General features: G+C 62.3%; 25 protein-coding genes. 22 read left to right on the forward strand and 3 right to left on the reverse strand.

Features of this window, described 5'->3' with window-relative positions; translation table 11 throughout:
• The first annotated feature begins 10 nt into the window (after positions 1-10).
• The 14 genes from EFD56_RS16000 (at position 11) to EFD56_RS16055 (ending at position 10250) form a co-directional block, all read left to right on the forward strand.
• Positions 11-1210 (forward strand): M20 aminoacylase family protein, encoded by a 1200-nt coding sequence (locus tag EFD56_RS16000; protein WP_126905749.1) that lies wholly within the window; start codon positions 11-13, stop codon positions 1208-1210.
• Positions 1207-1770, forward strand: coding sequence for a GNAT family N-acetyltransferase (locus EFD56_RS16005; protein WP_126905750.1), 564 nt, complete (start codon positions 1207-1209; stop codon positions 1768-1770). The genes EFD56_RS16000 and EFD56_RS16005 overlap by 4 nt, the downstream gene beginning before the upstream one ends.
• A 36-nt stretch (positions 1771-1806) precedes the next feature.
• Complete coding sequence (locus tag EFD56_RS33460) at positions 1807-3582, forward strand: amino acid ABC transporter permease/ATP-binding protein (RefSeq protein ID WP_126905751.1); 1776 nt, start codon at positions 1807-1809, stop codon at positions 3580-3582.
• A gap of 91 nt (positions 3583-3673) precedes the next feature.
• On the forward strand, positions 3674-4618 hold the full coding sequence (locus EFD56_RS16015) for an ABC transporter substrate-binding protein (protein ID WP_126905752.1): 945 nt from the start codon (positions 3674-3676) through the stop codon (positions 4616-4618).
• Positions 4619-4689: 71 nt separating this feature from the next.
• The gene (locus tag EFD56_RS16020; RefSeq protein WP_126905753.1) at positions 4690-5628 is read left to right on the forward strand and encodes an ABC transporter substrate-binding protein; all 939 of its coding nucleotides are present in this window, start codon (positions 4690-4692) and stop codon (positions 5626-5628) included.
• A gap of 17 nt (positions 5629-5645) precedes the next feature.
• Positions 5646-6749 carry an LLM class flavin-dependent oxidoreductase gene (locus EFD56_RS16025; RefSeq protein ID WP_406549983.1) on the forward strand — a complete coding sequence of 368 codons (1104 nt, stop codon included), beginning with the start codon at positions 5646-5648 and terminating at the stop codon, positions 6747-6749.
• Positions 6746-7342 carry a 2-hydroxychromene-2-carboxylate isomerase gene (locus tag EFD56_RS16030; RefSeq protein ID WP_126905754.1) on the forward strand — a complete coding sequence of 199 codons (597 nt, stop codon included), beginning with the start codon at positions 6746-6748 and terminating at the stop codon, positions 7340-7342. Before EFD56_RS16025 ends, EFD56_RS16030 begins: the two co-directional genes overlap by 4 nt.
• A 109-nt stretch (positions 7343-7451) precedes the next feature.
• On the forward strand, positions 7452-8012 hold the full coding sequence (gene msuE / locus EFD56_RS16035; protein WP_126905755.1) for an FMN reductase: 561 nt from the start codon (positions 7452-7454) through the stop codon (positions 8010-8012).
• 34 nt (positions 8013-8046) lie between these two features.
• The gene (locus tag EFD56_RS16040) at positions 8047-8235 is read left to right on the forward strand and encodes a hypothetical protein (RefSeq protein ID WP_126905756.1); all 189 of its coding nucleotides are present in this window, start codon (positions 8047-8049) and stop codon (positions 8233-8235) included.
• Between the two features lie 12 nt (positions 8236-8247).
• Positions 8248-8412 carry a hypothetical protein gene (locus tag EFD56_RS32645; RefSeq protein ID WP_164736835.1) on the forward strand — a complete coding sequence of 55 codons (165 nt, stop codon included), beginning with the start codon at positions 8248-8250 and terminating at the stop codon, positions 8410-8412.
• 13 nt (positions 8413-8425) lie between these two features.
• Positions 8426-8578: a hypothetical protein gene (locus EFD56_RS32650; RefSeq protein WP_164736836.1), complete on the forward strand. Its 153-nt coding sequence runs from the start codon at positions 8426-8428 to the stop codon at positions 8576-8578.
• Positions 8575-9156, forward strand: a complete 582-nt coding sequence (locus tag EFD56_RS16045; protein WP_126905757.1) for an RBBP9/YdeN family alpha/beta hydrolase — start codon at positions 8575-8577, stop codon at positions 9154-9156. The genes EFD56_RS32650 and EFD56_RS16045 overlap by 4 nt, the downstream gene beginning before the upstream one ends.
• A gap of 11 nt (positions 9157-9167) precedes the next feature.
• Complete coding sequence (locus EFD56_RS16050) at positions 9168-9476, forward strand: hypothetical protein (protein WP_037147494.1); 309 nt, start codon at positions 9168-9170, stop codon at positions 9474-9476.
• A 3-nt stretch (positions 9477-9479) separates the two neighbouring features.
• Positions 9480-10250 carry a gamma-glutamylcyclotransferase gene (locus EFD56_RS16055; RefSeq protein ID WP_126905758.1) on the forward strand — a complete coding sequence of 257 codons (771 nt, stop codon included), beginning with the start codon at positions 9480-9482 and terminating at the stop codon, positions 10248-10250.
• Positions 10251-10306: 56 nt separating this feature from the next.
• Here EFD56_RS16055 and EFD56_RS16060 read toward each other — a convergent pair whose 3' ends face one another.
• The 3 genes from EFD56_RS16060 to EFD56_RS16070 are packed head-to-tail and all read right to left on the reverse strand — an operon-like array spanning position 10307 to position 12933.
• A complete protein-coding gene (locus tag EFD56_RS16060; protein WP_126905759.1) occupies positions 10307-11161 on the reverse strand; it encodes an ABC transporter permease subunit in 855 nt (284 codons plus the stop codon).
• On the reverse strand, positions 11158-11946 hold the full coding sequence (locus EFD56_RS16065; RefSeq protein ID WP_126905760.1) for a taurine ABC transporter ATP-binding protein: 789 nt from the start codon (positions 11944-11946) through the stop codon (positions 11158-11160). The genes EFD56_RS16060 and EFD56_RS16065 overlap by 4 nt, the downstream gene beginning before the upstream one ends.
• Before the next feature lie 57 nt (positions 11947-12003).
• Positions 12004-12933 (reverse strand): taurine ABC transporter substrate-binding protein, encoded by a 930-nt coding sequence (locus tag EFD56_RS16070; protein WP_126905761.1) that lies wholly within the window; start codon positions 12931-12933, stop codon positions 12004-12006.
• A gap of 201 nt (positions 12934-13134) precedes the next feature.
• On the opposite strand from EFD56_RS16070, the gene EFD56_RS16075 reads away from it, so the two are divergent.
• The 8 genes from EFD56_RS16075 to EFD56_RS16110 all read left to right on the forward strand — a co-directional run bounded on the left by EFD56_RS16075 (position 13135) and on the right by EFD56_RS16110 (position 20842).
• Positions 13135-14505, forward strand: coding sequence for an FAD/NAD(P)-binding protein (locus EFD56_RS16075; protein WP_126905762.1), 1371 nt, complete (start codon positions 13135-13137; stop codon positions 14503-14505).
• A 145-nt stretch (positions 14506-14650) separates the two neighbouring features.
• Positions 14651-15346, forward strand: coding sequence for a GntR family transcriptional regulator (locus tag EFD56_RS16080; RefSeq protein WP_004676649.1), 696 nt, complete (start codon positions 14651-14653; stop codon positions 15344-15346).
• 272 nt (positions 15347-15618) lie between these two features.
• Positions 15619-16221, forward strand: a complete 603-nt coding sequence (locus EFD56_RS16085) for an amino acid synthesis family protein (protein ID WP_004676653.1) — start codon at positions 15619-15621, stop codon at positions 16219-16221.
• Between the two features lie 13 nt (positions 16222-16234).
• Positions 16235-17077 (forward strand): alpha/beta fold hydrolase, encoded by an 843-nt coding sequence (locus EFD56_RS16090; RefSeq protein WP_126905763.1) that lies wholly within the window; start codon positions 16235-16237, stop codon positions 17075-17077.
• Positions 17074-18009, forward strand: a complete 936-nt coding sequence (locus tag EFD56_RS16095; RefSeq protein WP_126905764.1) for a flavin reductase family protein — start codon at positions 17074-17076, stop codon at positions 18007-18009. Before EFD56_RS16090 ends, EFD56_RS16095 begins: the two co-directional genes overlap by 4 nt.
• Positions 18006-19046, forward strand: a complete 1041-nt coding sequence (locus EFD56_RS16100; RefSeq protein WP_126905765.1) for an LLM class flavin-dependent oxidoreductase — start codon at positions 18006-18008, stop codon at positions 19044-19046. The genes EFD56_RS16095 and EFD56_RS16100 overlap by 4 nt, the downstream gene beginning before the upstream one ends.
• A gap of 4 nt (positions 19047-19050) precedes the next feature.
• Positions 19051-20514 (forward strand): aldehyde dehydrogenase, encoded by a 1464-nt coding sequence (locus EFD56_RS16105; RefSeq protein WP_126905766.1) that lies wholly within the window; start codon positions 19051-19053, stop codon positions 20512-20514.
• Between the two features lie 4 nt (positions 20515-20518).
• Positions 20519-20842 carry an NIPSNAP family protein gene (locus EFD56_RS16110; RefSeq protein WP_064819526.1) on the forward strand — a complete coding sequence of 108 codons (324 nt, stop codon included), beginning with the start codon at positions 20519-20521 and terminating at the stop codon, positions 20840-20842.
• The last annotated feature ends 45 nt before the right edge of the window (positions 20843-20887 follow it).

The raw sequence follows: 20887 nt of genomic DNA on the forward strand, positions 1-20887 counted from the left end.
GCGAACCGCTATGGACACCATCGCTCTGAACACGCGCAGCAACGATCCGGTCGAGAAGGGTATCGCCGCCTATCTCGATGAGATCATCGCGCTTCGCCACGACCTGCACCAATATCCCGAGCTGGCCTTCCAGGAGCTCAGGACGAGCAAGCTGGTGGCGTCCCGCCTTTCCTCCTGGGGCTATGAGGTGGCGACGGGCATTGCCGGCACCGGCATCGTCGCCACCCTCAGACGCGGCGAGGGCGGGAAGAGGATCGGCATCCGGGCGGACATGGACGCGCTGCCGATCGAGGAGGCGACCGACCTTGCCTATGCCAGCAGCAATCCCGGCGTCATGCATGCCTGCGGCCATGACGGGCATACCGCGATCCTGCTTGCCGCCGCCCGCTATCTCGCCGAAAGCGGCAATTTCAGCGGCACGCTCAGGCTGATCTTCCAGCCCGCCGAGGAAATCGGCGCCGGCGCGCGCAAGATGATCTCGGAAGGACTGTTCGAACGTTTCCCAGTCGATGCGGTCTTCGGACTGCACAACTGGCCGGGGGTGCCGGCGGGCCAGTTCGGCTTCGTCACCGGTCCGGCCATGGCTTCCGTCGACCAGGCGGTCATCAGGATCATCGGAAAAGGCGGCCACGGCGCCGAGCCGCACCGCGCCGTCGATCCGGTGCTGGCTTCGGCTTCCTTCATCACCGCCCTGCAGAGCGTCGTCTCTCGCAATGTCGATCCGCAGGATATGGCGGTCGCCACCGTCGGCTCGATCCATGCCGGCTCCGCCTCGAATGTCATACCCGAGAGCGTGGAGATGAAACTGACCATGCGGGCCTTCAGCGAAGAAGTTCGCCGGCTTCTGCAGGAGCGCATTCCAGCACTCGCCCGCGCCCAGGCCGAAAGCTTCGGCGCCGAGACGGACGTGAACTACCGGCTCGGTTTTCCGGCGCTGGTCAACCACGCCAAGGAAACGGCGTTTGCCCGTGACGTCGCCTATGACGCGCTTGGTCTCGCCGCGATCGAGAAGGATTTCCGTCCGAGAACCGCAAGCGAGGATTTCGCCTTCATGCTGCAGGCCAATCCCGGCAGCTACCTCTTCGTGGGCAACGGCGACAGCGCGCCTCTCCACAGCGCCCATTACGATTTCAACGATGTGATCATCGCGCCGGCCGCCCGCTACTGGGTCCGGCTCGCGGAAACATTCCTCACTGAAGACAATGGGTGACGAACGATATGAGCGACACGTTTCTCTATACGACCCCTCTCGATCCCCGCGCCAAGCCGTTGATCGATCAGCTGATCCACGAATATGACAGCCGCTACGGCACCTATTTCAATGCCGAAGGCGCCGCGGCCGAATTGAACCGCTATCCGCCCGAAGCTTTCGCGCCGCCTCACGGCAATTTCCTCCTGCTGATCCGCAATGGCGAAACCATCGGCGGCGGCGCCTTCAAGCATTACGACGATCGCACGGCCGAGTTCAAACGCATCTGGACACGCGTGGATCTGCGCCGCCAGGGCCTTGCCCGCAAGCTGCTGGTGGAGCTGGAAGCTCAGGCGGCCCGTCAAGGTTATACGAGGATCTATCTGACGACCGGTTTCCGCCAGCCCGAGGCCGTCGGCCTCTATCTGAACTACGGCTACAGCGCTCTCTTCGACACGTCAGCCGATCCCGAGATCTACAAGAGCCTGCCCTTCGAGAAGGACATCACCCATCTCGTTCCGCCGGTCTTCGGAACCGAGGCGGCCGAACCGCGCCTGCGCGTGGCCGGCGCAAATCTCTGAAAGCGACACGACGATAATCATAAAAGGGAAGCAAGAATGGCACTGACGACGGATTTCGCGGGCATCGAGCCCGGCAGCAGGACGGCAGAACCGAAGCAGGACTATTCCCGTTACCGCATCGTGCCGGCGCGTCATCCCGAGCGATTGGCGGGCACGATATTCGCGGCCGTCGTCATCGTCGCCGTGCTCTATTCCACCTTCACCAATCCGCGCTGGGGTTGGAACGTCTTTGCCGAATGGTTCTTCGCCGAGCCGGTGCTCGTCGGCCTCGGCCGGACACTGCTGCTGACCGCGCTTGCCGCCATATCGGGTTCCATCTTCGGAACAGCCCTGGCGCTCGCCCGCGTCTCCAAGTCGCCGCTGCTATCGGGCCTTTCCTGGGGCTATATCTGGCTGCTGCGCTCGATCCCGATGATCGTGCTGCTCCTGATATTGAACAATCTCGGCTATCTCTATGAAACGATCAGGATCGGCGTCCCGTTCACCGACACGGTCTTGTTCGATTATCCCACTGTGCAGTTGCTGACGCCCTTCGCCGCTGCCTATCTCGGCCTCACGCTCAACCAATCGGCCTTCTTCGCCGAGATCGTCCGCGGCGGCATTCTGTCGGTGGATCATGGGCAGCTGGAGGCCGCTGCCGCACTCGGTCTGCCGCGCCGCCGCCAGGCGTTTCGCATCGTGCTGCCGCAGGCCATGCGCTCCATCCTGCCGACCGGTTTCAACGAGCTCATCGGATTGGCGAAAAGCACGTCCGTCGTCTATGTGCTGGCGCTGCCGGAACTGTTCTACACCGTCCAGGTGATCTACCGCCGCAATCTCGAGGTCATTCCGCTGCTGATGGTCGCGACCGTCTGGTATCTGATCATCATGACCGTGCTGTCGGTCGCCCAGCACTATATCGAGCGCTATTTCTCCAGGGGCGCCGTGCGCAATCCGGCACCGCTGCCTTTCCAGGCATTTTTCCAACGCTTCCGCCGGCCACTGCCGGTTCTCGATAGCGCGGCCGATAAAGTGCGCAATCTTGGTTTCCATGATGCGGGAGCTCTCCGGGCAGGCGGTGCGGTGCGCATCCACGGCATCTCGAAAAGCTTCGGCTCGCTGAAGGTGCTCGACGATGTCGAGCTCAACCTGCCGGCCGGCAGCGTGACCGCCATTCTCGGCCCCTCCGGCTCGGGTAAGTCGACGCTGCTGCGGTCGATCAATCATCTGGAGCGTGTCGACGACGGCTTCATCTCCATTGATGGCGATTTCGTCGGCTATAGCAGGAAGGGCGATACGCTCTACGAGCTTAAGGAGAAGGATATCCTCAAACGCCGCGCCGATATCGGCATGGTCTTCCAGAGCTTCAATCTCTTCCCGCATCTGACCGTGCTCGAAAACCTCATCGAGGCGCCGATCGAGGTTCGCGGTCTCGGCCGTGAGGAAGCCGTGCAACTGGCGCAGGAACTGCTGGCACGCGTCGGTCTCAGCGACAAGATCAATGCCTATCCGCGCCAGCTTTCCGGCGGCCAGCAGCAGCGCGTCGCAATCGCCCGCGCGCTGGCGCTCCGCCCCAAGGTGCTGCTCTTCGACGAGCCGACTTCCGCACTCGATCCGGAACTCGTCGGTGAGGTGCTCGACGTCATCAAGGAGCTCGCCCGCACCGGAACGACGCTCGTCATCGTCACCCACGAAATCGGCTTTGCCCGCGAAGTCGCCGACACCGTCGTCTTCATGGAAAGCGGCCGCATTCTGGAGGCCGGTCCGCCGGCCCGGATCTTCACGCAAGCGGAGCATCCTCGAGCGCGCGAATTCCTCGCCAAGGTTCTCTAGCGCGGACAGCGCTGGTGAAATGCCGGGCCGCGACGGGCTGCTCCGGTCGAATGACAATAAACACAACCTTAAGATGAAATGGAGAAGGGGTATGGCATTTACAGATAGGGTAAGGCTTCTCATAGCAGGAGCCGTCACCATCGGCGCGATCGGTTTCGGTTCCGCTCAGGCGCAGCAGAAGTTCGATCTCAGCCCCGAACAGCCGAACCGGCTGCGGGTGGAAAAGAACGAGAAACGCATCGCTGAAATCAAAGACTTCAAGTTCGTCGAAAACGGCGTCTTCACCGTCGGCATCAGCTCAAGCGGCAATCTGCCGCTGCATGACTATGCCTCCGATTCCAAGACGGTCATCGGTTACGACGTCGATCTGGCGCAGGCCATTGCCGACAGCCTGGGCCTGAAGCTCAATCTCGTTTCCGTCGCCTGGGCCGATTGGCCGCTGGGGCTCACCTCCGGCAAGTTCGACGCGGTGATCTCGAACGTCACGGTGACGGAAGAGCGCAAGGAAAAGTTCGATTTCTCGACTTACCGCAAGGATGAGCTCGGTTTCTACGTCAGGGCCGACAATCCGATCACATCGATCAAGGAGCCGAAGGATATTGCCGGCCTGAAGGTCATCACCGATGCCGGCACCAATCAGGAGAAGATCCTACTGGAGTGGGACCGGCAGAATGTCGCGGCCGGCCTCAAGCCGATCGAGGTGCAATATTACGACGATGATGCGGTGAAGGACCTCGCCGTCCAGTCCGGCAGGGCCGATGCGGTCTTCAGCGTCAACGCCACGCAGGCCTATGCGGCGGGAATCAACGGCAAGACCAAACTCGTCGGCACCGTCAGCGGCGGCTGGCCGATCACGGCCGAGATCGCCGTCACCACGCGCAAGGGCAGCGGCCTGGCGGCGCCCGTCACCAATGTCGTCAACGACCTGATTGCCAGCGGCGCCTACAAGAAGATCCTCGACGCCTGGAATCTGGGTCCCGAGGCGATCGACAAGGCCCAGACCAACCCGCCCGGCCTGCCGAAGAGCGGTTCGTAATGTTTATGGGACGGACGGCCGTTCGGGCCGGTCCGTCCCTGCCTTGCACTGCAAACGGAGACATATCGAACGTGGCGAGTTTTCTTGATATCCGCAGCTTTTTCTTTGTGGCGCTGACGGCAGCCTTGACTGGCCTCAGTGCAGCCCATGCGGCCGATGATTTCGACCTGAGCCCGCAGCAGCCGGGCAGGCTTCATGCAGCCAGGAACGATGCGGCGATCGCCGCAATCCCCAAGGAATTCAAGTTCGTCACGCCGGGCAAGTTCACCATCGCCGTCAGCCCCGGCGGCCCGCCGCTTTCCACTTACGCCACCGATGCCAAGACCGTGGTCGGCGCGGATCCCGATTACGCCTATGCGATCGCCGACAGCCTCGGCCTGACGCTGGAGATCGTACCGGTCGCCTGGATCGACTGGCCGCTCGGCCTCACATCGGGCAAATATGATGCCGTCATCTCCAATGTCGGCGTGACCGAGCAGCGCAAGGAGAAGTTCGATTTCTCCACCTATCGCCAGGGTCTGCACGGTATCTTCGTGAAAGCTGATAGCCCGATCACCTCGATCAAGGAGCCGAAGGATGCGGCCGGCCTCAGAATCATCGTCGGCGCCGGGACCAACCAGGAGCGCATCCTGGTCAAGTGGAGCGAAGAGGATGTTGCCGCGGGCCTGAAGCCGATCGAGCTGCAATATTACGACGACGAGGCGGCAAGCCTCCTCGCGCTGCGTTCCGGTCGGGCCGATGTCATCGTCCAGCCGCACGCGCAGCTCGTCTTCATCGCGGCGCGTGACAAGAACATCAAGCGGGTGGGCACGCTGAGCGCCGGCTGGCCGGATCGATCGGACGTCGCCATCGCCACCCGCAAGGGAAGCGGGCTCGCCGATGCGCTGACCATTGCCACCAATGGCCTGATCAAGGATGGCACCTATGCGAGGATTCTCGCTCACTGGCATCTTTCCGAGGAAGCTCTGCCGGCATCCGAGACCAATCCGCCCGGCCTGCCGAAATATTGATCAGCGGAAGACATGAGATGAGCGGCGGCAATATATCCATCAGCCAGATCGGCTTCCTCACCCCCGGCAACTATTCCGATGATGATCCCTTGTCGGGATTGGAGCAGACGCTCCAGCAACTGCACTATGGCGAGGCGCTTGGCTTCGACAGCGCCTGGGTCCGCCAGCGGCACCTGGAGCCGGGGATCTCGTCCGCCAGCGCCTTTCTGGCGGCGGCCACCCAGCGCACCAGCCGGATCGCGCTCGGAACGGCAGTCATTCCGATCGGTTATGAAAGCCCGTATCGGCTGGCCGAGGACCTTGCGACGGTCGATGTTCTCTCGCGCGGGCGGCTGAATATTGGCGTCAGCGCCGGCCGGCCGCTGCATGCCGAGCTGATCGGTCCGCTCGCCTTCGACGGTGACTGGACGAGCTACGATTTCTCGCATGACCGCGTGCTGCGCTTTGCCGACAATCTGCGTGGCACCTATCTCGGCGACGACGAGACCTTCATCAAGACGCCCTTCGGCCCACGGCGGCCGCGCCTGCAGCCCTATGCCAACGGCTTGATCGACCGGATCTGGTATGGCGGCGGGTCGCAGCGCTCGGCCGGCTGGGCCGGCCGCAACGGCTTCAACCTGTTGACGGGCAATGTGATAACGGGGGAGGGGACCGACGATTTCTTCGTCGCCCAATCCAGGCTGATTGAAACCTATCGCGACTCTGGAACGCAGCGCCGCGTCGCGCTCGGCCGCGTCATCGTGCCTTTCGACAGCGCTGATGCGCCAACGCGCCGCCGCTACCGCGACTATGCCGACGGCCGCCATCAGCGGACGCTTTCGCCGCAGGGCGAGCGGCGCACCCTGTTCGCCCGCGATATCGTCGGCACGTCGGACGAGATTCTCGAGCGGCTTTTCGCCGATCCGATCCTGCCCGAGGTCAGCGAGTTGCGGCTGGAGCTCCCTTACGAGTTTGAGCACGAGGAATATCGCCAGATCCTCCACGACCTGGCGACAAGAATCGCCCCGGAGCTCGGATGGAAAGCGCAGCCGGAAATTCGGCCGCTTCCTGAAGGGCCGTCAGCAGACGACGGCACGCATTCGCCATCAACCCATCATCTCAGGAGGAACATTCGTCAGTGACCAAATCGGTGGAATATTTCTTTTCGATCGGCTCGCCCTGGTCCCACATCGGCTTCGACGCCTTTACCGAACTGGCGGCGAAGAACGACGTCGTCGTCACGCCCTATCTGACGACGGTGGTCGAGGAGAATGGCGGCATCTTCTCGCGCAACCGCCCGGAGATCCGTCGTGCTTATTGGACGCGCGACCTCAAACGCTGGGCGCGCGTGCGTGGCAAGGAATTGCGGCTGGAGCATCGGCCGGAGCTCAGCGATCCGACCCCGGCATCCCTCTTCGTGATCGCCGCCTATCTCGACGGGCAGGATTGGATTGGCGTTAGCAGGGCCCTGCAGCATGCTTTCTGGAGCGAGGCGAGGGATATCGGCAAGGCTGATGTTCGCGAGGCGATCGTGACAGCAGCCGGTTTCGATGGCGCAGCACTTCTCCGGCGGCAAGCCGACGACGACGTCCAGAACAAATGGTCGGCAGACCGCGTGCATGCGCGCGACAGCGGCGTCTTCGGTTTTCCCAGCTATGTCTACGACGGCGAGCTTTATTGGGGCCAGGACAATCTGCCCTTCCTGGAAAGCCATCTCCGCGGCGACCGACCGTAAGCTTCAAGACGAATGTTTTTTCAATCGAGCGCCGAAGGAGAGATGCACATTCCTTTAATCCAGTAATTTTATAGACAATATTTGAAGGCAACCAGAGAGAGGAAAAACCATGTCAGGTTTCAAACTCGTCGGCATTGCCGGCAGCTTCAACCGCCCATCGAAGACATTGGCGCTCGTCCGGCATGTCGCCGAACGCGCCAGCATCAGATACGGCTTTTCGAGCAAAACCTATGATCTGCACGATGTCGGTCCGTCGCTGGGCGGCGCGCTGTGGCGCAAGGACCTCGACGAGCAGGCCAGGCGTGTCGTCGACGAGATCGTAAGGGCCGATGTGCTGATTATCGGTTCGCCGACTTACAAGGGCTCATACCCCGGCCTTTTCAAGCACCTCATCGATCTGATCGATCCGCAGGAGCTTCGCGCGAAGCCGATCATCATTACGGCGACCGGCGGCGGCGATCGGCACGCCTTGATGGTCGAGCATCAGCTCCGGCCGCTATTCGGTTTCTTCATGGCCCATACGCTGCCGACGGCAGTCTATGCGTCCGACCGTGATTTTGCGGATTACGCGGTCTCTTCCGATGCGCTTTCGAACCGCATCGGCGAAGTGGTCGGCGAATTGTCGGCCTTCTTTCCAGAGGCAAGACCGACAGTAGCGGCGGCCGAATAAGGCGAGTCACGAACTTCGTTCTCAGGAGGCAGCGATGAATGATGCAGGCCCGCAGGGATCAAGCGAACAGATCTGGAGCGTCTTTGAATTTGCTCGTCGATATCGGCTGGCCAAGCGCGAGGAAAACCGCCTGCTGATGCTCTACGGGCCGACTGCATCGCTGCGCGATCTTCTCGCCAATGCGCAACGTCATTCGTTGATTTCCCAACCGACCAGTTCCTGACAGGAGGTTCGCATGAAGCTCGATTTCCATTTCTGGCTGAAGGTTGCGATCGCCCGCTTCCGGCGCCGGCTGCGAAAGCCTGCAAACGCAGCGGTCACCCGCGACGAGGAGCAGGAACGGTCGGCGCGCGAATACGAACTTCACTATTGGGGCGCAATGCCGGGACTTTGGTATTGAGGAGGGCGGCGGGATGGCGATTGCTGTTGAGACCGGCGACCGTCGGCACGACACCAGCAGAGCAACGGGAAGCCTCATGTCGCAGTTCAGGCATGCGCCCGGGATCTGCACGGTCGCCGGTTCCTTCACCTTCCTCTTCGCCTTGGTGATCGGACTGATCAGATGAGCGAAGTCCTCATTCTCCCCGGATTGTTCGGCTCGGGAGAGGGGCATTGGCAACAGCACTGGCTGCAGGATCAGCCGGGCAGCCGTTTTGTCGCTCAGGACGATTGGGATCATCCCAGCCTCGACAGCTGGTTGCCGCGACTGGAAGAAGCGCTTGAAGAGGCTGGCGAAGCCTATCTGGTCGCCCATAGTCTCGGATGCCTGCTCGCCGCTCGGCTGGCCGGGCGAAGCGCTGCCCGGCGCGTGAAGGGAGCATTGCTCGTTGCTCCCTGCGATCTGCCGGCCACGGAAATACTACATCCCGGGCATATCGCGTTCGGCGGCATGCCGACGGCGCCTCTGCCATTTCCGAGCATCGTCATCGGCAGCATGAACGACGCCTACATGACGGTCGATCGGCTGACCCTGTTTGGACGACTGTGGAAGGCGGAGACCAGGAATATCGGCCTTGCCGGCCACATCAACATCGCAAGTGGTTTTGGCCGCTGGCGAACCGGCTACCGGCTGCTGGATGCCTTGCAGATGCGCACCGGCGATCGAAGGCGCAGCGGTTTCGCGCGGCCGGCCTTTGCGATGTGAATGGAAGCGGAATGTCCGATATCATCGACGATCTCCTGCGCCTCAGTGAAGATCCGAATGCCGACCCCAGGAGCAGGCGCCGGCAAACCATGGAGCGCCTGGTGCAGACGCTGCTTGCCATGGCCGAGGTCGAAATTGGACCGGACGAGGCGCAACATCGCCATTCGATCATTCATTTGACGACGATCATCCGCGACATGACGGGAAGAATCGCCGAGGCCGACGATACGACATTTGCGGCGATCGTCAGGGAGGCCGCGATGCTGATCCGCAGCCTGCAGCGGCGCCGGGCCGACGCGGCCAGATTTACGGTGCATTGAAAGGTGAGGGATATCACCGAGCATAAGCAGGCTTTAATGCGGCGAAGCGAGGTTCGGATGCTCGGCGCAACCAGCATGGCTCTTACGGACGAGCTCGTGTCGCTCAGCCTTCGCCCCGAGCTCGATCCCGGTCCCGAGCCGCACCGCACGCCGCTGACCGAGGTGGAGGTGGAGACGTTCGCCAGGCGGCTGCTGCAGGAATCCGCCGGCGCGCCGCTCTGGGTTTTCGCCTATGGCTCATTGATATGGAAGCCGGACTTCGATGCCGTCGAGTGGCAGCGCGGCGCAGCAAGGGGTTGGCATCGGTCCTTCTGCCTGAAGATGACCCGCTGGCGGGGAAGCCGGGCGCAGCCCGGCCTCATGATGGCGCTTGATCGTGGCGGACGCTGCAACGGCATCCTCTACAAGCTTGCCGATGACGATCGCCTCGGTCAGATTCGGCGATTGATCCGCCGTGAGGTCGGCACGATCGAAGATGCGGCGACGGTTCGCTGGATTCCTGTCGAGACCGCACATGGCTTGGTGCGCGCCCTGGTCTTTTGGGCCGGCCCGAAAGGGGAGCGCGTTTCCCGCAGATTGCCGTTGGAGACGGTGGCGCGCGTGCTTGCCAAGGCCTGCGGACATATGGGCTCCTGCGCCGAATACCTCTATCTGACGGTGAAGCATCTGGAAGAACGCGGCATCCGCGATCGCAATTTATGGCGCCTCCAGGAGCTCGTCGCCGCCGAACTCCAATCGATCCATGGTCTGAACGAGGTTGCGCAAAGGCGTTAAGCGCCGCGCGTCTTTTCAGACCCGCGGCGCTTTGACGTTTTGAACTGCTCATTCCCTCAGAGCTTGCCTTTCCACGGCACAAGGTAGGTCTCCAGGAAACGGATGGCGGCCGAGAAGGTGAAGGCGCAGACCGCGATGATGCCGATGCCGACGAAGACGACGTCGGTTGCCAGGAACTGCGATGCCGACATGATCATGAAGCCGATACCGCGCGTCGAGGCGATCAATTCGGCGGCGACTAGCGTGCCCCAGCCGACGCCGAGGGCAATGCGGATGCCGGTAAGGATTTCCGGCAGGGCCGACGGCAGGACGATGTCGATGAAGAGCTGCAGCCGGCTCGCGCCCAGCGAAAGGGCGGCGTTGACGCGCTCGATCGGCAGCGATCGGACGCCTGCCTGGGCCGAGAGGCAGATCGGCGCGAACATTGCCAGCACCAGGAGCGTGATTTTGGACGTTTCGCCGATACCGAGCCAGATGATCATCAGCGGCAGGTAGGAGAGCGGCGGAAGCGGCCAGTAGAACTCGATCGGCGCATCGAATACGCCTTTGGCCCAGCGGTTCAGGCCCATGAGCAGTCCGAGCGGAATGCCGGCGGAGATGGCGATCAGCGCTGCGACGACGATGCGGAACAGGCTCGCAAGGATATGTTCGGAAAGCGATGCGCCGGCATAACCGTCGCGATAGACGAGGCCGATCTGCGTCAGCACCTCGTCCGGACGCGGCAGGAACAGGTGGGGCACGAGGGCGAGCGCGGAGACGAGCCACCACAGCAGCAGGATCGCCAAGGCGGTGGCAACACTGATCGCCGCCGTGGATTTCTCGCCGGCGCCGAAACTTGCCATCTTCACCAGCTTGACCTGCCGGTCCTCTCTATGCGCCGCAATCGACGGAGACTGGACGATATCGCTCATGCCGCACTCCTCAAATCGTCGCTGCTGTGGAGAATGGCGCGAATCTCCTCACGCAACTCGGCAAATTGCGGCGACGCCTTGATCGATCGTGCATCGCCGGTCTCGGCGAAGCGTCTGATGAAATCGAGATCGAAGCGGGCGACGACGCGCCCCGGCCGAGGCGACATGACGAGGACCTGCGTACCGAGGAACAGGGCCTCCTCGATCGAGTGGGTAATGAAGAAAATCTTCTTTGCCGTCTTGTTCCAGACGGAAACCAACAGTTCCTGCATCTGCTCGCGCGTCAGGCTGTCGAGCGCCCCGAACGGCTCGTCCATCAGCAGGATGTCGGGATTGGTCGCGAGCGCGCGGGCGATGCCGACCCGCTGGCGCATGCCGCCCGACAGCTCGTAGGGAAAGGCATTGGCGAATTCGTCGAGGCCGACGAGCCGGAGCAGTTCGAACGCGCGCGCCTGTCGCTCCCTGCGGTTGACGCCGGCAAATTTCAGGCCGAGCGCGACATTGTCGGCCACCGATTTCCAGGGCAGCAGCGCATCTTTCTGAAAGACGACGCCGCGATCGGCGCCGGGGCGTTCGACCGCGCGGCCATCGAGCGTGATCCGGCCATCCGACAGTGGAAGGAAACCGGCAATTGCGTTCAGAAGGGTTGATTTGCCGCATCCCGAGGCGCCGAGCGCGACCACGAAACCCCGTTCGGGGATATCGAAGGAAACGCGATCGAGCGCATGGACGGTCCGCCCGTCCCGGGCTGCAAAGAAAACGCTGGCGTGATCGACTTTAAGCATGGTCCGCTCGCAAGGTTCGACGCCGGCGCGCAAGTGTCGCGCCGGCGTCGGGGAGGATCAGTTGCTGACGCTGGTAAGCGCGTCTGCGGTGACAAAGGCGCCGTAATTTGCCAGCACGTCGGACACCTTGCCCTGTTCTTTCAGGAACGATGCCGTGTCCTTGAGGATCTTGCCGGCGCCGGCCTTCTCGCCGCCGCCGAGAAGCTTGGCGAGCGACTTGGCGTTGTCGCTGTCAGGCCCCCAGGCGGCCTTATCCGATGCGAAGGAGGCGTAGTATTTGTTGATGACCGAGGCGAAGCCCCTCAGGAATTCCGGGTTGTCGGTCGCGAACTTCGAGGTGGCGACCCAGGCGGAGAATGTCGGCGCTCCCTTGTCTGCCACATCCTTGGAGGTCACCAGCACCTTGCCGTTCTTCTTGAGTTCGGTGAGCGCCGGATCCCAGACGAAGCCGCCGTCGATATCGCCGCGATTATAGCTCGCGACGATCTCCGGCTGCGGAATTGCGAAAACCTGGACGTCCTTTTCGGTCAGGTCAAGCGATTTGATCAGCGCCAGGAGCTGATAGTGGTCGGTGGAGACAGGCGCGGCGGCAAGCTTCTTGCCCTTCAGATCGTTCAGGCTTTCGATGCCCGAGCCGTTGCGGACGACCAGAGCCTCATCGATGCCGGAGATGGAGGCGAGGTAGAAGGCCTTGACCTCGAGCCCGCGCGACACCGCAGCTGCAAACGGGCTGGAGCCGACATAGCCGACCTGAACGTCGCCCGAGGCGATGGCCGCGAATATCTCGGCCCCGGAATTGAACCTGCGGAAGTCGATGTCATACCCGGTCTTCTTGGCGAATTCGCCGTTGGCGATTGCCACGGAAGACGGCAGGGCGTCGGTTTGATAGCCGACGACGACCTTCTTGTCCGCCGCCTCAGCGGCGATCGCCGTTGCGAGAGTGCCGACGCCGACGGCGATTGCGGCAAGCAAATTTCTGAAATTCATCTTGAGCCCCTTTGTTCGAGGGCCACCCGGCCCCTTGATCTCACATGCAAAAGGGTAATGGTTGATATGGGGCTGGCGGGAGGAATAACAAACTATATTTATAGACTATGAAGATAATTGTTTTCGTGATTCTGCCGGTTGAGCCATCCGCGTGGCGGTGAGTGACAAGAAGCGGCTTTACCGAGGTTCAGGGAGAATGCCTTGACATACGATGTTATCGTCGTCGGTTCCGGTTTTTCAGCGATCGCTGTGACCTGTAATCTCGTCGAGCTGCTTCCCGCGTCGGCGAAGATCGCGGTCGTCGGCGACGATGCCGGTTTCGGACGCGGGACGGCATATAGGACGGAGCTCTATCTCCACCGCCTCAACGTGCCGGCCGGCCGCATGAGCCTGCTGCCCCATCACCCTGACGATTTCGTCGACTGGCTGAAGGCCCATGGACGTCCTATGCAGGCCGGCGATTTCGCCTCGCGCAGCGATTACGGCCTTTATGTCAGGGATACGCTTGCGCGGCTGCTTCGAAAGCGGGATGGCCGTTGCCGGGTCGACTTCATCAAGGCCAAGGCGGCCGGATGCGTGGAGCGCTACACCAGCACGCTCGCCTTCCATCTCGGCAATGGCGACGAGATTGCCGGAAAGAATGTGGTGCTCTGTCTTGGCGTTGGAAACGCGAACCTTCCGGTCGATCCGGCCGGCGTCCCGCCATTTTTGCGATCGCGGGTCGTCGAGAACCCATGGCGGCTTTCATGGCTGAGGCGTGTCGCACCGTCCGATGCGGTCTGTATTCTCGGCTCTGGCCTGACGATGATCGATCAGGTTCTGGCACTTCGCGCCCATGGTCATAGGGGCAGGATCGAGGTGCTTTCGCGGCGCGGCCTGGCACCGCTCGGCCATGCAAGGACGCCGCCCGCGCCGCTGCCGATCGACGTGCACACGCTTCCGGCTACGATCAGCGGCCTGTTGAAGCTCTTGCGGGAAAAGAGCAGGGAGGTCGCCGACTGGAGGAGCGTGATGGACGGCCTGAGGCCGGTCGCGCAGGCTCTCTGGCAACGGCTTTCGAACGAGGAGCGAGCCCGCTTCCTGCGGCACGCGCTTCCCTGGTGGAACATCCATCGCCACCGTGTCGCGCCCGACGTATTCGCCGGCTTCGAGACGCTGGTCTCGAATGGAACCGTTCGCTTTCACGCCGGCTTCCTGAAATCGCTCGAGGCCGAAGATGACAGGCTGGTCGCCGGATATAGGGTCAGAGCCAAGCGTGAGATCGCCGAGATCAAGGCGGACTGGCTGGTCAACTGCACGGGCATGGAGCGCGCCGGGATCAGCCATTCGCCGCTTCTGAGGGAAATGAGCCGCTTTCAGCTGATCGTCCCCGATCCTCTCGGCCTCGGCATCCAGGTGGATGCGGCTTCCGAAGTGACGGCTCCGTCCCGGATCTTGCCCGCGCGGCTGTTTGCCGTCGGCGCCTTGACGGCGGGACAATTCTGGGAGATCACCGCCGTCCCCGACATCCGGGTGCAGGCGAAGGCCGTGGCCGAAGAGATCGTCAAAACAGGGCCCGCCTCCGACACGTAGGCTGACAAACTTGGGACCGGCACGGTAGTGTTGAATTGCTGGCCGCCGACCGCTACAGTATTTGGTAGGCCATAATACGATTCCCGAGTTCGACTGCCGCAGCAAAGCTTGAGCCTGCGAAGTCAATCCAACCCCGAGGTACAGCATGAGCGGTGCTCTGAAGGACGCAGCAATTAGGGTCGAGCGTCCTGCGAAGACCTTGCGGGAACTGGCGCTCGACAAGGTCCGCGAGGCCATCGTCAACGGATACTTCCGTCCCGGAGACCGGCTTGTCGAGCGCGACCTCTGCGCTCAGCTCGGCGTCAGCCGCACGGTGGTGCGCGAGGTTCTGCGGCATCTGGAATCGGAAGGGCTTGTCGCCAATCTGCCGAACAAGGGACCGATCGTCGCCCAGCTCGATATCGAGGAAGCCAAGCAGATCTATGAGATCCGCGGTGCGCTTGAAGGCATGGCGGCGCGGCTCTGCGCGGAGCGCGGCAGCCCCGAGATCGTCGCCGCGCTCGAGGAATCCCTGACTGCAATCCGCAACAGCTATCGCGACAGCGATATGGCGGGCGTGCTGGCCAATACCTCGTCCTTTTATCAGACGCTGTTCACCATGGTCGACAGGCATGTCGCCTGGGGCGTCGTCAATCTCCTCACCGTGCGCATCAACCATCTGCGCTCGATGACGATCAAGACGGAACGACGCGGCATCGAAGGGCCGCTGCAGATGTCGAAGATCGTCGATGCCATCCGTCGCGGCGACGGCGAGGGCGCCCAGCGGGCGGCGATGGATCATGTCGCCGCCGCCAGCGCAATTGCCGAAGCGGTGCTGTCCGCCCAGAAGCCTGCGGAATAATTCCTTAAAACTCGTCGTATTGCATTAAACGATCACTGCAGGCCGCCGACAAGGCGACGTCGCATCGACATTTGTCGATGCCACTGCGCATAGGCAATCACATTCCCGGAACTCTACACTCCGAGCTTGACACCCGTCTTTGGTCGATGTGATGGTATGCCATAATGGATAACATATAAGTCGGCATCCCCAATCTGCGCCCGCGCCGAAACCAACTTGACACCGATGTATTATGGTATACCATAATATCAAATAGTGAGACGAGGTGTTCCATGGCCATTCAAATTCGTAAGACGGGACTGCAGATTGAAACGACGCTGATCGAAGGCGGCAAGGCCGCGGCGGTGCCGCTGAAGCTGTTTTCGGCTTTCGCGGTCGTGAAGAACCCCTGGGCGGGCCGCGGCTTTGTCGAGGATCTCAAGCCCGAAATCCATGCGGGCGCTCCGGTTCTCGGTGAGTTGCTGACCAAGATGATCATCGATGCGGTCGGGTCCGGCGATGCGGTCGAAGCCTATGGCAAGGCCGCCGTCGTCGGCCTGGATGGTGAGATCGAACATGCCTCCGCGCTCATCCACACGCTGCGCTTCGGCAATTTTTATCGCCATGCCGTCGGCGCCAAATCCTATCTCGCCTTCTGCAATACACGCGGCCCTGCCAATGCGCCGATCATGATCCCGCTGATGGACAAGAACGATGAAGGCCGCCGCTCGCATTATCTCACGATCCAGACCTCGATCCCCGATGCGCCGGCCGCCGACGAGATTGTCGTGGCTCTTGGCGCGTCGGTGGGCGGGCGTCCTCATCACCGCATCGGCGACCGCTACCAGGATCTGAAAGATCTTGGGCAGGACGTCGCCAATCCTGCGGGCGTTTGAAAGGGGCTCCGAGATGCTGACAGCCGGATCGATCTCGGGCGCCATTGCAGCAAACGGCGCCGGTGACTTACCCCGAAAGAAGACACCAGGCGGAACGGCCTATCACGAGGCCGGCAGCGGCGACCCGCTGGTTCTCATCCATGGCGTCGGCATGCGCCTTGAGGCCTGGGCGCCGCAGATCACCTTTCTGTCGGCCGGCCATCGTGTCATCGCCGTCGACATGCCGGGACACGGCGAGAGCGCAAAACTGCCGGCGGGCAGCCGCCTGGAGGAGTTCGTCGCCTGGTTCGGGCGCTTTCTCGACGAAATGGCGATCGATAGGGTGAATGTTGCCGGCCACTCGATGGGGGCGCTGGTATCGGGCGGGGCGGCGGCGACGTTCGGCGAACGGATCAGCCGTGTCGCCTACCTCAACGGCGTCTACAGGCGCGATCCGCAAGCAAAGGCTGCCGTGCTCGCACGGGCCGCGGCCATTCCGGTGACTGGCGTGGATAAGGAAGGTCCGCTGGCGCGCTGGTTCGGCGACGATGCAGACAGCGTCGTTGCGCGGGAACTGACGCGAGAATGGCTGAGCCGCGTCGATCCGGAGGGTTATGCTGTCGCTTACGCCGCTTTTGCCGGCGGAGACGAGACCTATGCCGATCGCTGGAAAGACGTGGCTGGTCCGGCCCTGTTCCTGACGGGGTCCGACGATCCGAATTCGACACCTCTGATGGCAGAGCAAATAGCGGCGCTCGCACCGAAGGGCTGGGTCCGCATCGTCGAAGGCCATCGTCACATGGTGAACCTGACCGCGCCTGATATCGTCAATTCGCTGCTCGCCGAGTGGCTGTCGTTCGGGGAGGATGAACGATGACAATCCAGACTGTCGACCCAAGAGCATTGCGCGATGCATTCGGGGCTTTCCCGACCGGCGTGACCGTCGTCACCGCCTGCGACGGAGAGGGAAATCCGATCGGCTTCACCGCGAATTCGTTTACATCCGTTTCCCTCAACCCGCCCTTGCTGCTCGTCTGCCTCGCCAAGACCTCGCGCAACTTTGCCACCATGACCGGAGCGCCGCATTTCGCCATCAACGTGCTGTCGGAAACGCAGAAGGACGTGTCGAATACTTTCGCGCGGCCGGTCGAAGACCGATTTGCGGCGGTCGAATGGGCCAAGGGATCGGCGGGCTGCCCGATCTTCTCGAACGTGGCGGCCTGGTTCGAATGCGCTATGGAAGAGGTCATCGAGGCCGGCGACCATGTCATCCTGATGGGCCGGATCGAATCCTTCGACAATAGCGGCCGCAACGGTCTCGGCTATGCGCGCGGCGGCTATTTCACGCCGACGCTTGCAAGCAAGGCGGTTTCCGCCGCCGCCGAAGGCAATATCGAGCTAGCGGCTGTGGTCGAACGCCGCGGAGAGGTTCTGCTGCTGGGCGAGGATGTGCTCTCCCTGCCGAACATCGACGCCCATGACGGCAACCCGACCGAAGCGCTGCAAAAATACCTAGAGACGCTCACCGGGCTGACGGTCAGCATCGGCTTCCTCTATTCGGTCTATGAGGGCAAGAGCGACGGCAAGCAGCACATCGTCTATCACGCCGTTGCCGGCGACGGTGAGCCTGCCGGTGGCAGATTCGTCAAGCCCGACGCCCTGGCTGCGGCAAAGTTCAAGACCAGTTCGACCGCCGATATCGTCAACCGTTTCGCGATGGAAAGCTCGATCGGCAATTTCGGCGTCTATTTCGGTGACGAGACCGGCGGCAAAATCCATCCCATTCCAGCCAAGGGCGCAAAAGCATGAAATTCTCCCTCTTCGTCCATATGGAACGGCTCGACGCCAGCCAGACCCATAAGAGCCTCTATGAGGAGTTCGTCGCGCTCTGCGAGATCGCCGACAGGGGCGGCATGCATGCGATCTGGACGGGCGAGCATCACGGCATGGATTTCACCATTGCCCCCAACCCCTTCGTGACCATTGCCGATCTCGCGCGCCGCACGTCGCGGGCAAGGCTCGGTACCGGCACCGTGATCGCCCCCTTCTGGCATCCGATCAAGCTCGCCGGCGAAGCGGCGATGACCGACATTATCTGTGACGGAAGGCTCGATATCGGCATTGCACGCGGCGCCTACTCCTTCGAATATGAGCGTCTGCTGCCCGGCCTCGACGCCTGGGGTGCTGGCCAGCGCATGCGCGAGCTCATCCCGGCGGTCAAGGGCATCTGGAACGGCGACTACGCCCATGACGGCGAGTTCTTCAAGTTTCCCGCGACCACCTCGGCGCCGAAGCCGCTGCAGCAGCCAAACCCGCCGATCTGGGTCGCCGCGCGCGATCCGAACTCGCATGAATTTGCCGTCGCCAACGGCTGCAACGTTCAGGTCACGCCGCTCTGGCAGGGCGATGACGAAGTCCAGTCGCTGATGGACCGCTTCAACGATGCCTGCGCCAAGAACCCTGGCATCGAGCGGCCGAAGATCATGCTGCTGCGCCACACCTATGTCGGCTCTTCCGAAGACGACGTCGCCCGGGCGGCCCATGAGCTCAGCGTCTACTACAACTACTTCTTCGCCTGGTTCAAGAACGAGAAGCCGATTACCCAGGGCCTGATCGAACGCATTCCCGACGAGCAGATCCGCGCAAATGCGATGCTTTCGGATCAGGTCATGCGCACCAACAATGTCGTTGGAGACGCCGAGACCGTCATCGGCCGGCTCAAGGCCTATGAAGCTCTCGGTTATGACGAATATTCCTTCTGGATCGACACCGGCATGAGTTTCGAGCGCAAGAAGGCGTCGCTCGAACGCTTCATCGCCGAGGTCATGCCGGCATTTCAGGAGTAAGGCCATGCGGCGTTTCCAGCATTATATCGACGGCGATTTCTCGGATGGCGAGGCTTCCTATCCAAGCATCGATCCGGCGTCCGGCGCGGTCTGGGCAGAAATGCCCGAAGCGCGCGAGAATGATGTGGATCGGGCTGTGAACGCTGCCGAAAGGGCGCTCTACGAAGGCCCCTGGGCGAAGATGACGGCGACGCAGCGCGGCAAGCTGCTCTACAAGCTGGCCGACCTGGTTGCCGCCAATGCGCAGATACTCGCTGAACTGGAGACGCGCGACACCGGCAAGATTATCCGCGAGACGTCAGCGCAGATCGCCTATGTCGCCGAATATTACCGTTACTATGCTGGTATAGCCGACAAGATCGAAGGCTCTTACCTGCCGATCGATAAGCCTGACATGGATGTCTGGCTTCGCCGCGAGCCGATCGGCGTTGTCGCCATGGTCGTGCCGTGGAACAGCCAGCTCTTCCTGTCGGCGGTGAAGATCGGGCCGGCGCTTGCGGCCGGCTGCACGATGGTGGTCAAGGCCTCGGAAGACGGGCCGGCGCCGCTTCTCGAATTCGCGCGCCTGGTGCATGAGGCAGGCTTTCCCGCCGGCGTCGTCAACATCATCACTGGTTTCGGCGCCTCCTGCGGTGCGGCTCTCGGCCGTCACCCGAAGGTCGCGCATGTCGCCTTTACCGGCGGCCCGGAAACCGCTAGGCACGTCGTGCGCAACTCGGCCGAAAACCTCGCCTCAACCTCGCTTGAACTCGGCGGCAAGTCGCCCTTCATCGTCTTTGCCGACGCCGACCTCGAAAGTGCCGCCAACGCCCAGGTCGCGGGCATCTTTGCGGCGACCGGGCAGAGCTGTGTCGCCGGCTCGCGCTTGATCGTCGAGCGCAGCGTCAAGGACAGGTTCGTCGCCCTGCTGCGGCAGAAGGCGGAAGCAATCCGGATCGGCGCGCCGCTCGATATGGCGACCGAGGTCGGCCCGCTTGCCACCAAGCGCCAGCAGGACAATATCGGCGCCCTTATCGAGAGATCGATCGAAAGCGGCGCCCGGCTCGTCACCGGCGGCCGCAAGATAGACGGCGACGGCTATTATTTCTCACCGACGATCCTCGATTGCGACAATGTCGCCTCGCCCTCGCTGATCGAGGAATTCTTCGGACCGGTCCTTTCTGTCGTCTCCTTCGAGACCGAGGCCGAGGCGCTGAAGCTTGCCAACGACACCCGCTACGGCCTGGCCTCCGGCATCTTCACCCAGAACCTCACCCGGGCGCACCGGCTGATGAAGGGCATCCGCGCCGGCATCGTCTGGGTCAATACGTACCGCGCCGTCTCGCCGATCGCGCCCTTCGGCGGCTTCGGCCTGTCGGGCCACGGCAGGGAAGGCGGCATGGCCGCAGCACTCGACTATACCCGCACCAAGACGATCTGGCTCCGAACCTCGGACGATCCGATCCCCGATCCGTTCGTGATGAGGTGACGCGATGTTTTACGAGGTCCGCACCTATCGGCTGAAGAACGGCACGATCCCGCAATATCTCAAGGTCGTCGAGGAAGAAGGGATCGAAATCCAGAAGAGCCATCTCGGCACGCTGGTCGGGTACTTCTTTTCGGAGATCGGGACGATCAACGAGATCGTTCATATTTGGGCCTTTACAAGCCTGGACGACCGCGAGGCGAGACGCCAGCGGCTTCTGGCCGATCCCCGCTGGCAGGCCTTCCTGCCGAAGATCCGCGACCTGATCGACGTGGCGGAAAACAAGATTATGAAGCCGGCAAACTTCTCTCCCCGGAGCGAGGCGCGCTGACGGCATAAGGCATACCCGCAGGACAAACCAGAACAGGATAAGGGA

The organism is Rhizobium phaseoli (assembly GCF_003985125.1).
GTDB lineage: Bacteria > Pseudomonadota > Alphaproteobacteria > Rhizobiales > Rhizobiaceae > Rhizobium > Rhizobium phaseoli.

What these genes read in the sequence shown, in the direction of transcription:
- EFD56_RS16040 (WP_126905756.1), top strand. Translation starts at nt 8,047, where the DNA reads ATGAATGATGCAGGCCCGCAGGGATCAAGCGAACAGATCTGGAGCGTC.
- EFD56_RS16045 (WP_126905757.1), top strand. Translation starts at nt 8,575, where the DNA reads ATGAGCGAAGTCCTCATTCTCCCCGGATTGTTCGGCTCGGGAGAGGGG.
- msuE (WP_126905755.1), top strand. Translation starts at nt 7,452, where the DNA reads ATGTCAGGTTTCAAACTCGTCGGCATTGCCGGCAGCTTCAACCGCCCA.
- EFD56_RS16095 (WP_126905764.1), top strand. Translation starts at nt 17,074, where the DNA reads ATGACAATCCAGACTGTCGACCCAAGAGCATTGCGCGATGCATTCGGG.
- EFD56_RS16015 (WP_126905752.1), top strand. Translation starts at nt 3,674, where the DNA reads ATGGCATTTACAGATAGGGTAAGGCTTCTCATAGCAGGAGCCGTCACC.
- EFD56_RS16090 (WP_126905763.1), top strand. Translation starts at nt 16,235, where the DNA reads ATGCTGACAGCCGGATCGATCTCGGGCGCCATTGCAGCAAACGGCGCC.
- EFD56_RS16060 (WP_126905759.1), bottom strand. Translation starts at nt 11,161, where the DNA reads ATGAGCGATATCGTCCAGTCTCCGTCGATTGCGGCGCATAGAGAGGAC.
- EFD56_RS16105 (WP_126905766.1), top strand. Translation starts at nt 19,051, where the DNA reads ATGCGGCGTTTCCAGCATTATATCGACGGCGATTTCTCGGATGGCGAG.
- EFD56_RS33460 (WP_126905751.1), top strand. Translation starts at nt 1,807, where the DNA reads ATGGCACTGACGACGGATTTCGCGGGCATCGAGCCCGGCAGCAGGACG.
- EFD56_RS32645 (WP_164736835.1), top strand. Translation starts at nt 8,248, where the DNA reads ATGAAGCTCGATTTCCATTTCTGGCTGAAGGTTGCGATCGCCCGCTTC.
- EFD56_RS16065 (WP_126905760.1), bottom strand. Translation starts at nt 11,946, where the DNA reads ATGCTTAAAGTCGATCACGCCAGCGTTTTCTTTGCAGCCCGGGACGGG.
- EFD56_RS16100 (WP_126905765.1), top strand. Translation starts at nt 18,006, where the DNA reads ATGAAATTCTCCCTCTTCGTCCATATGGAACGGCTCGACGCCAGCCAG.
- EFD56_RS16000 (WP_126905749.1), top strand. Translation starts at nt 11, where the DNA reads ATGGACACCATCGCTCTGAACACGCGCAGCAACGATCCGGTCGAGAAG.
- EFD56_RS16110 (WP_064819526.1), top strand. Translation starts at nt 20,519, where the DNA reads ATGTTTTACGAGGTCCGCACCTATCGGCTGAAGAACGGCACGATCCCG.
- EFD56_RS16080 (WP_004676649.1), top strand. Translation starts at nt 14,651, where the DNA reads ATGAGCGGTGCTCTGAAGGACGCAGCAATTAGGGTCGAGCGTCCTGCG.
- EFD56_RS16025 (WP_406549983.1), top strand. Translation starts at nt 5,646, where the DNA reads ATGAGCGGCGGCAATATATCCATCAGCCAGATCGGCTTCCTCACCCCC.
- EFD56_RS16085 (WP_004676653.1), top strand. Translation starts at nt 15,619, where the DNA reads ATGGCCATTCAAATTCGTAAGACGGGACTGCAGATTGAAACGACGCTG.
- EFD56_RS16070 (WP_126905761.1), bottom strand. Translation starts at nt 12,933, where the DNA reads ATGAATTTCAGAAATTTGCTTGCCGCAATCGCCGTCGGCGTCGGCACT.
- EFD56_RS32650 (WP_164736836.1), top strand. Translation starts at nt 8,426, where the DNA reads ATGGCGATTGCTGTTGAGACCGGCGACCGTCGGCACGACACCAGCAGA.
- EFD56_RS16050 (WP_037147494.1), top strand. Translation starts at nt 9,168, where the DNA reads ATGTCCGATATCATCGACGATCTCCTGCGCCTCAGTGAAGATCCGAAT.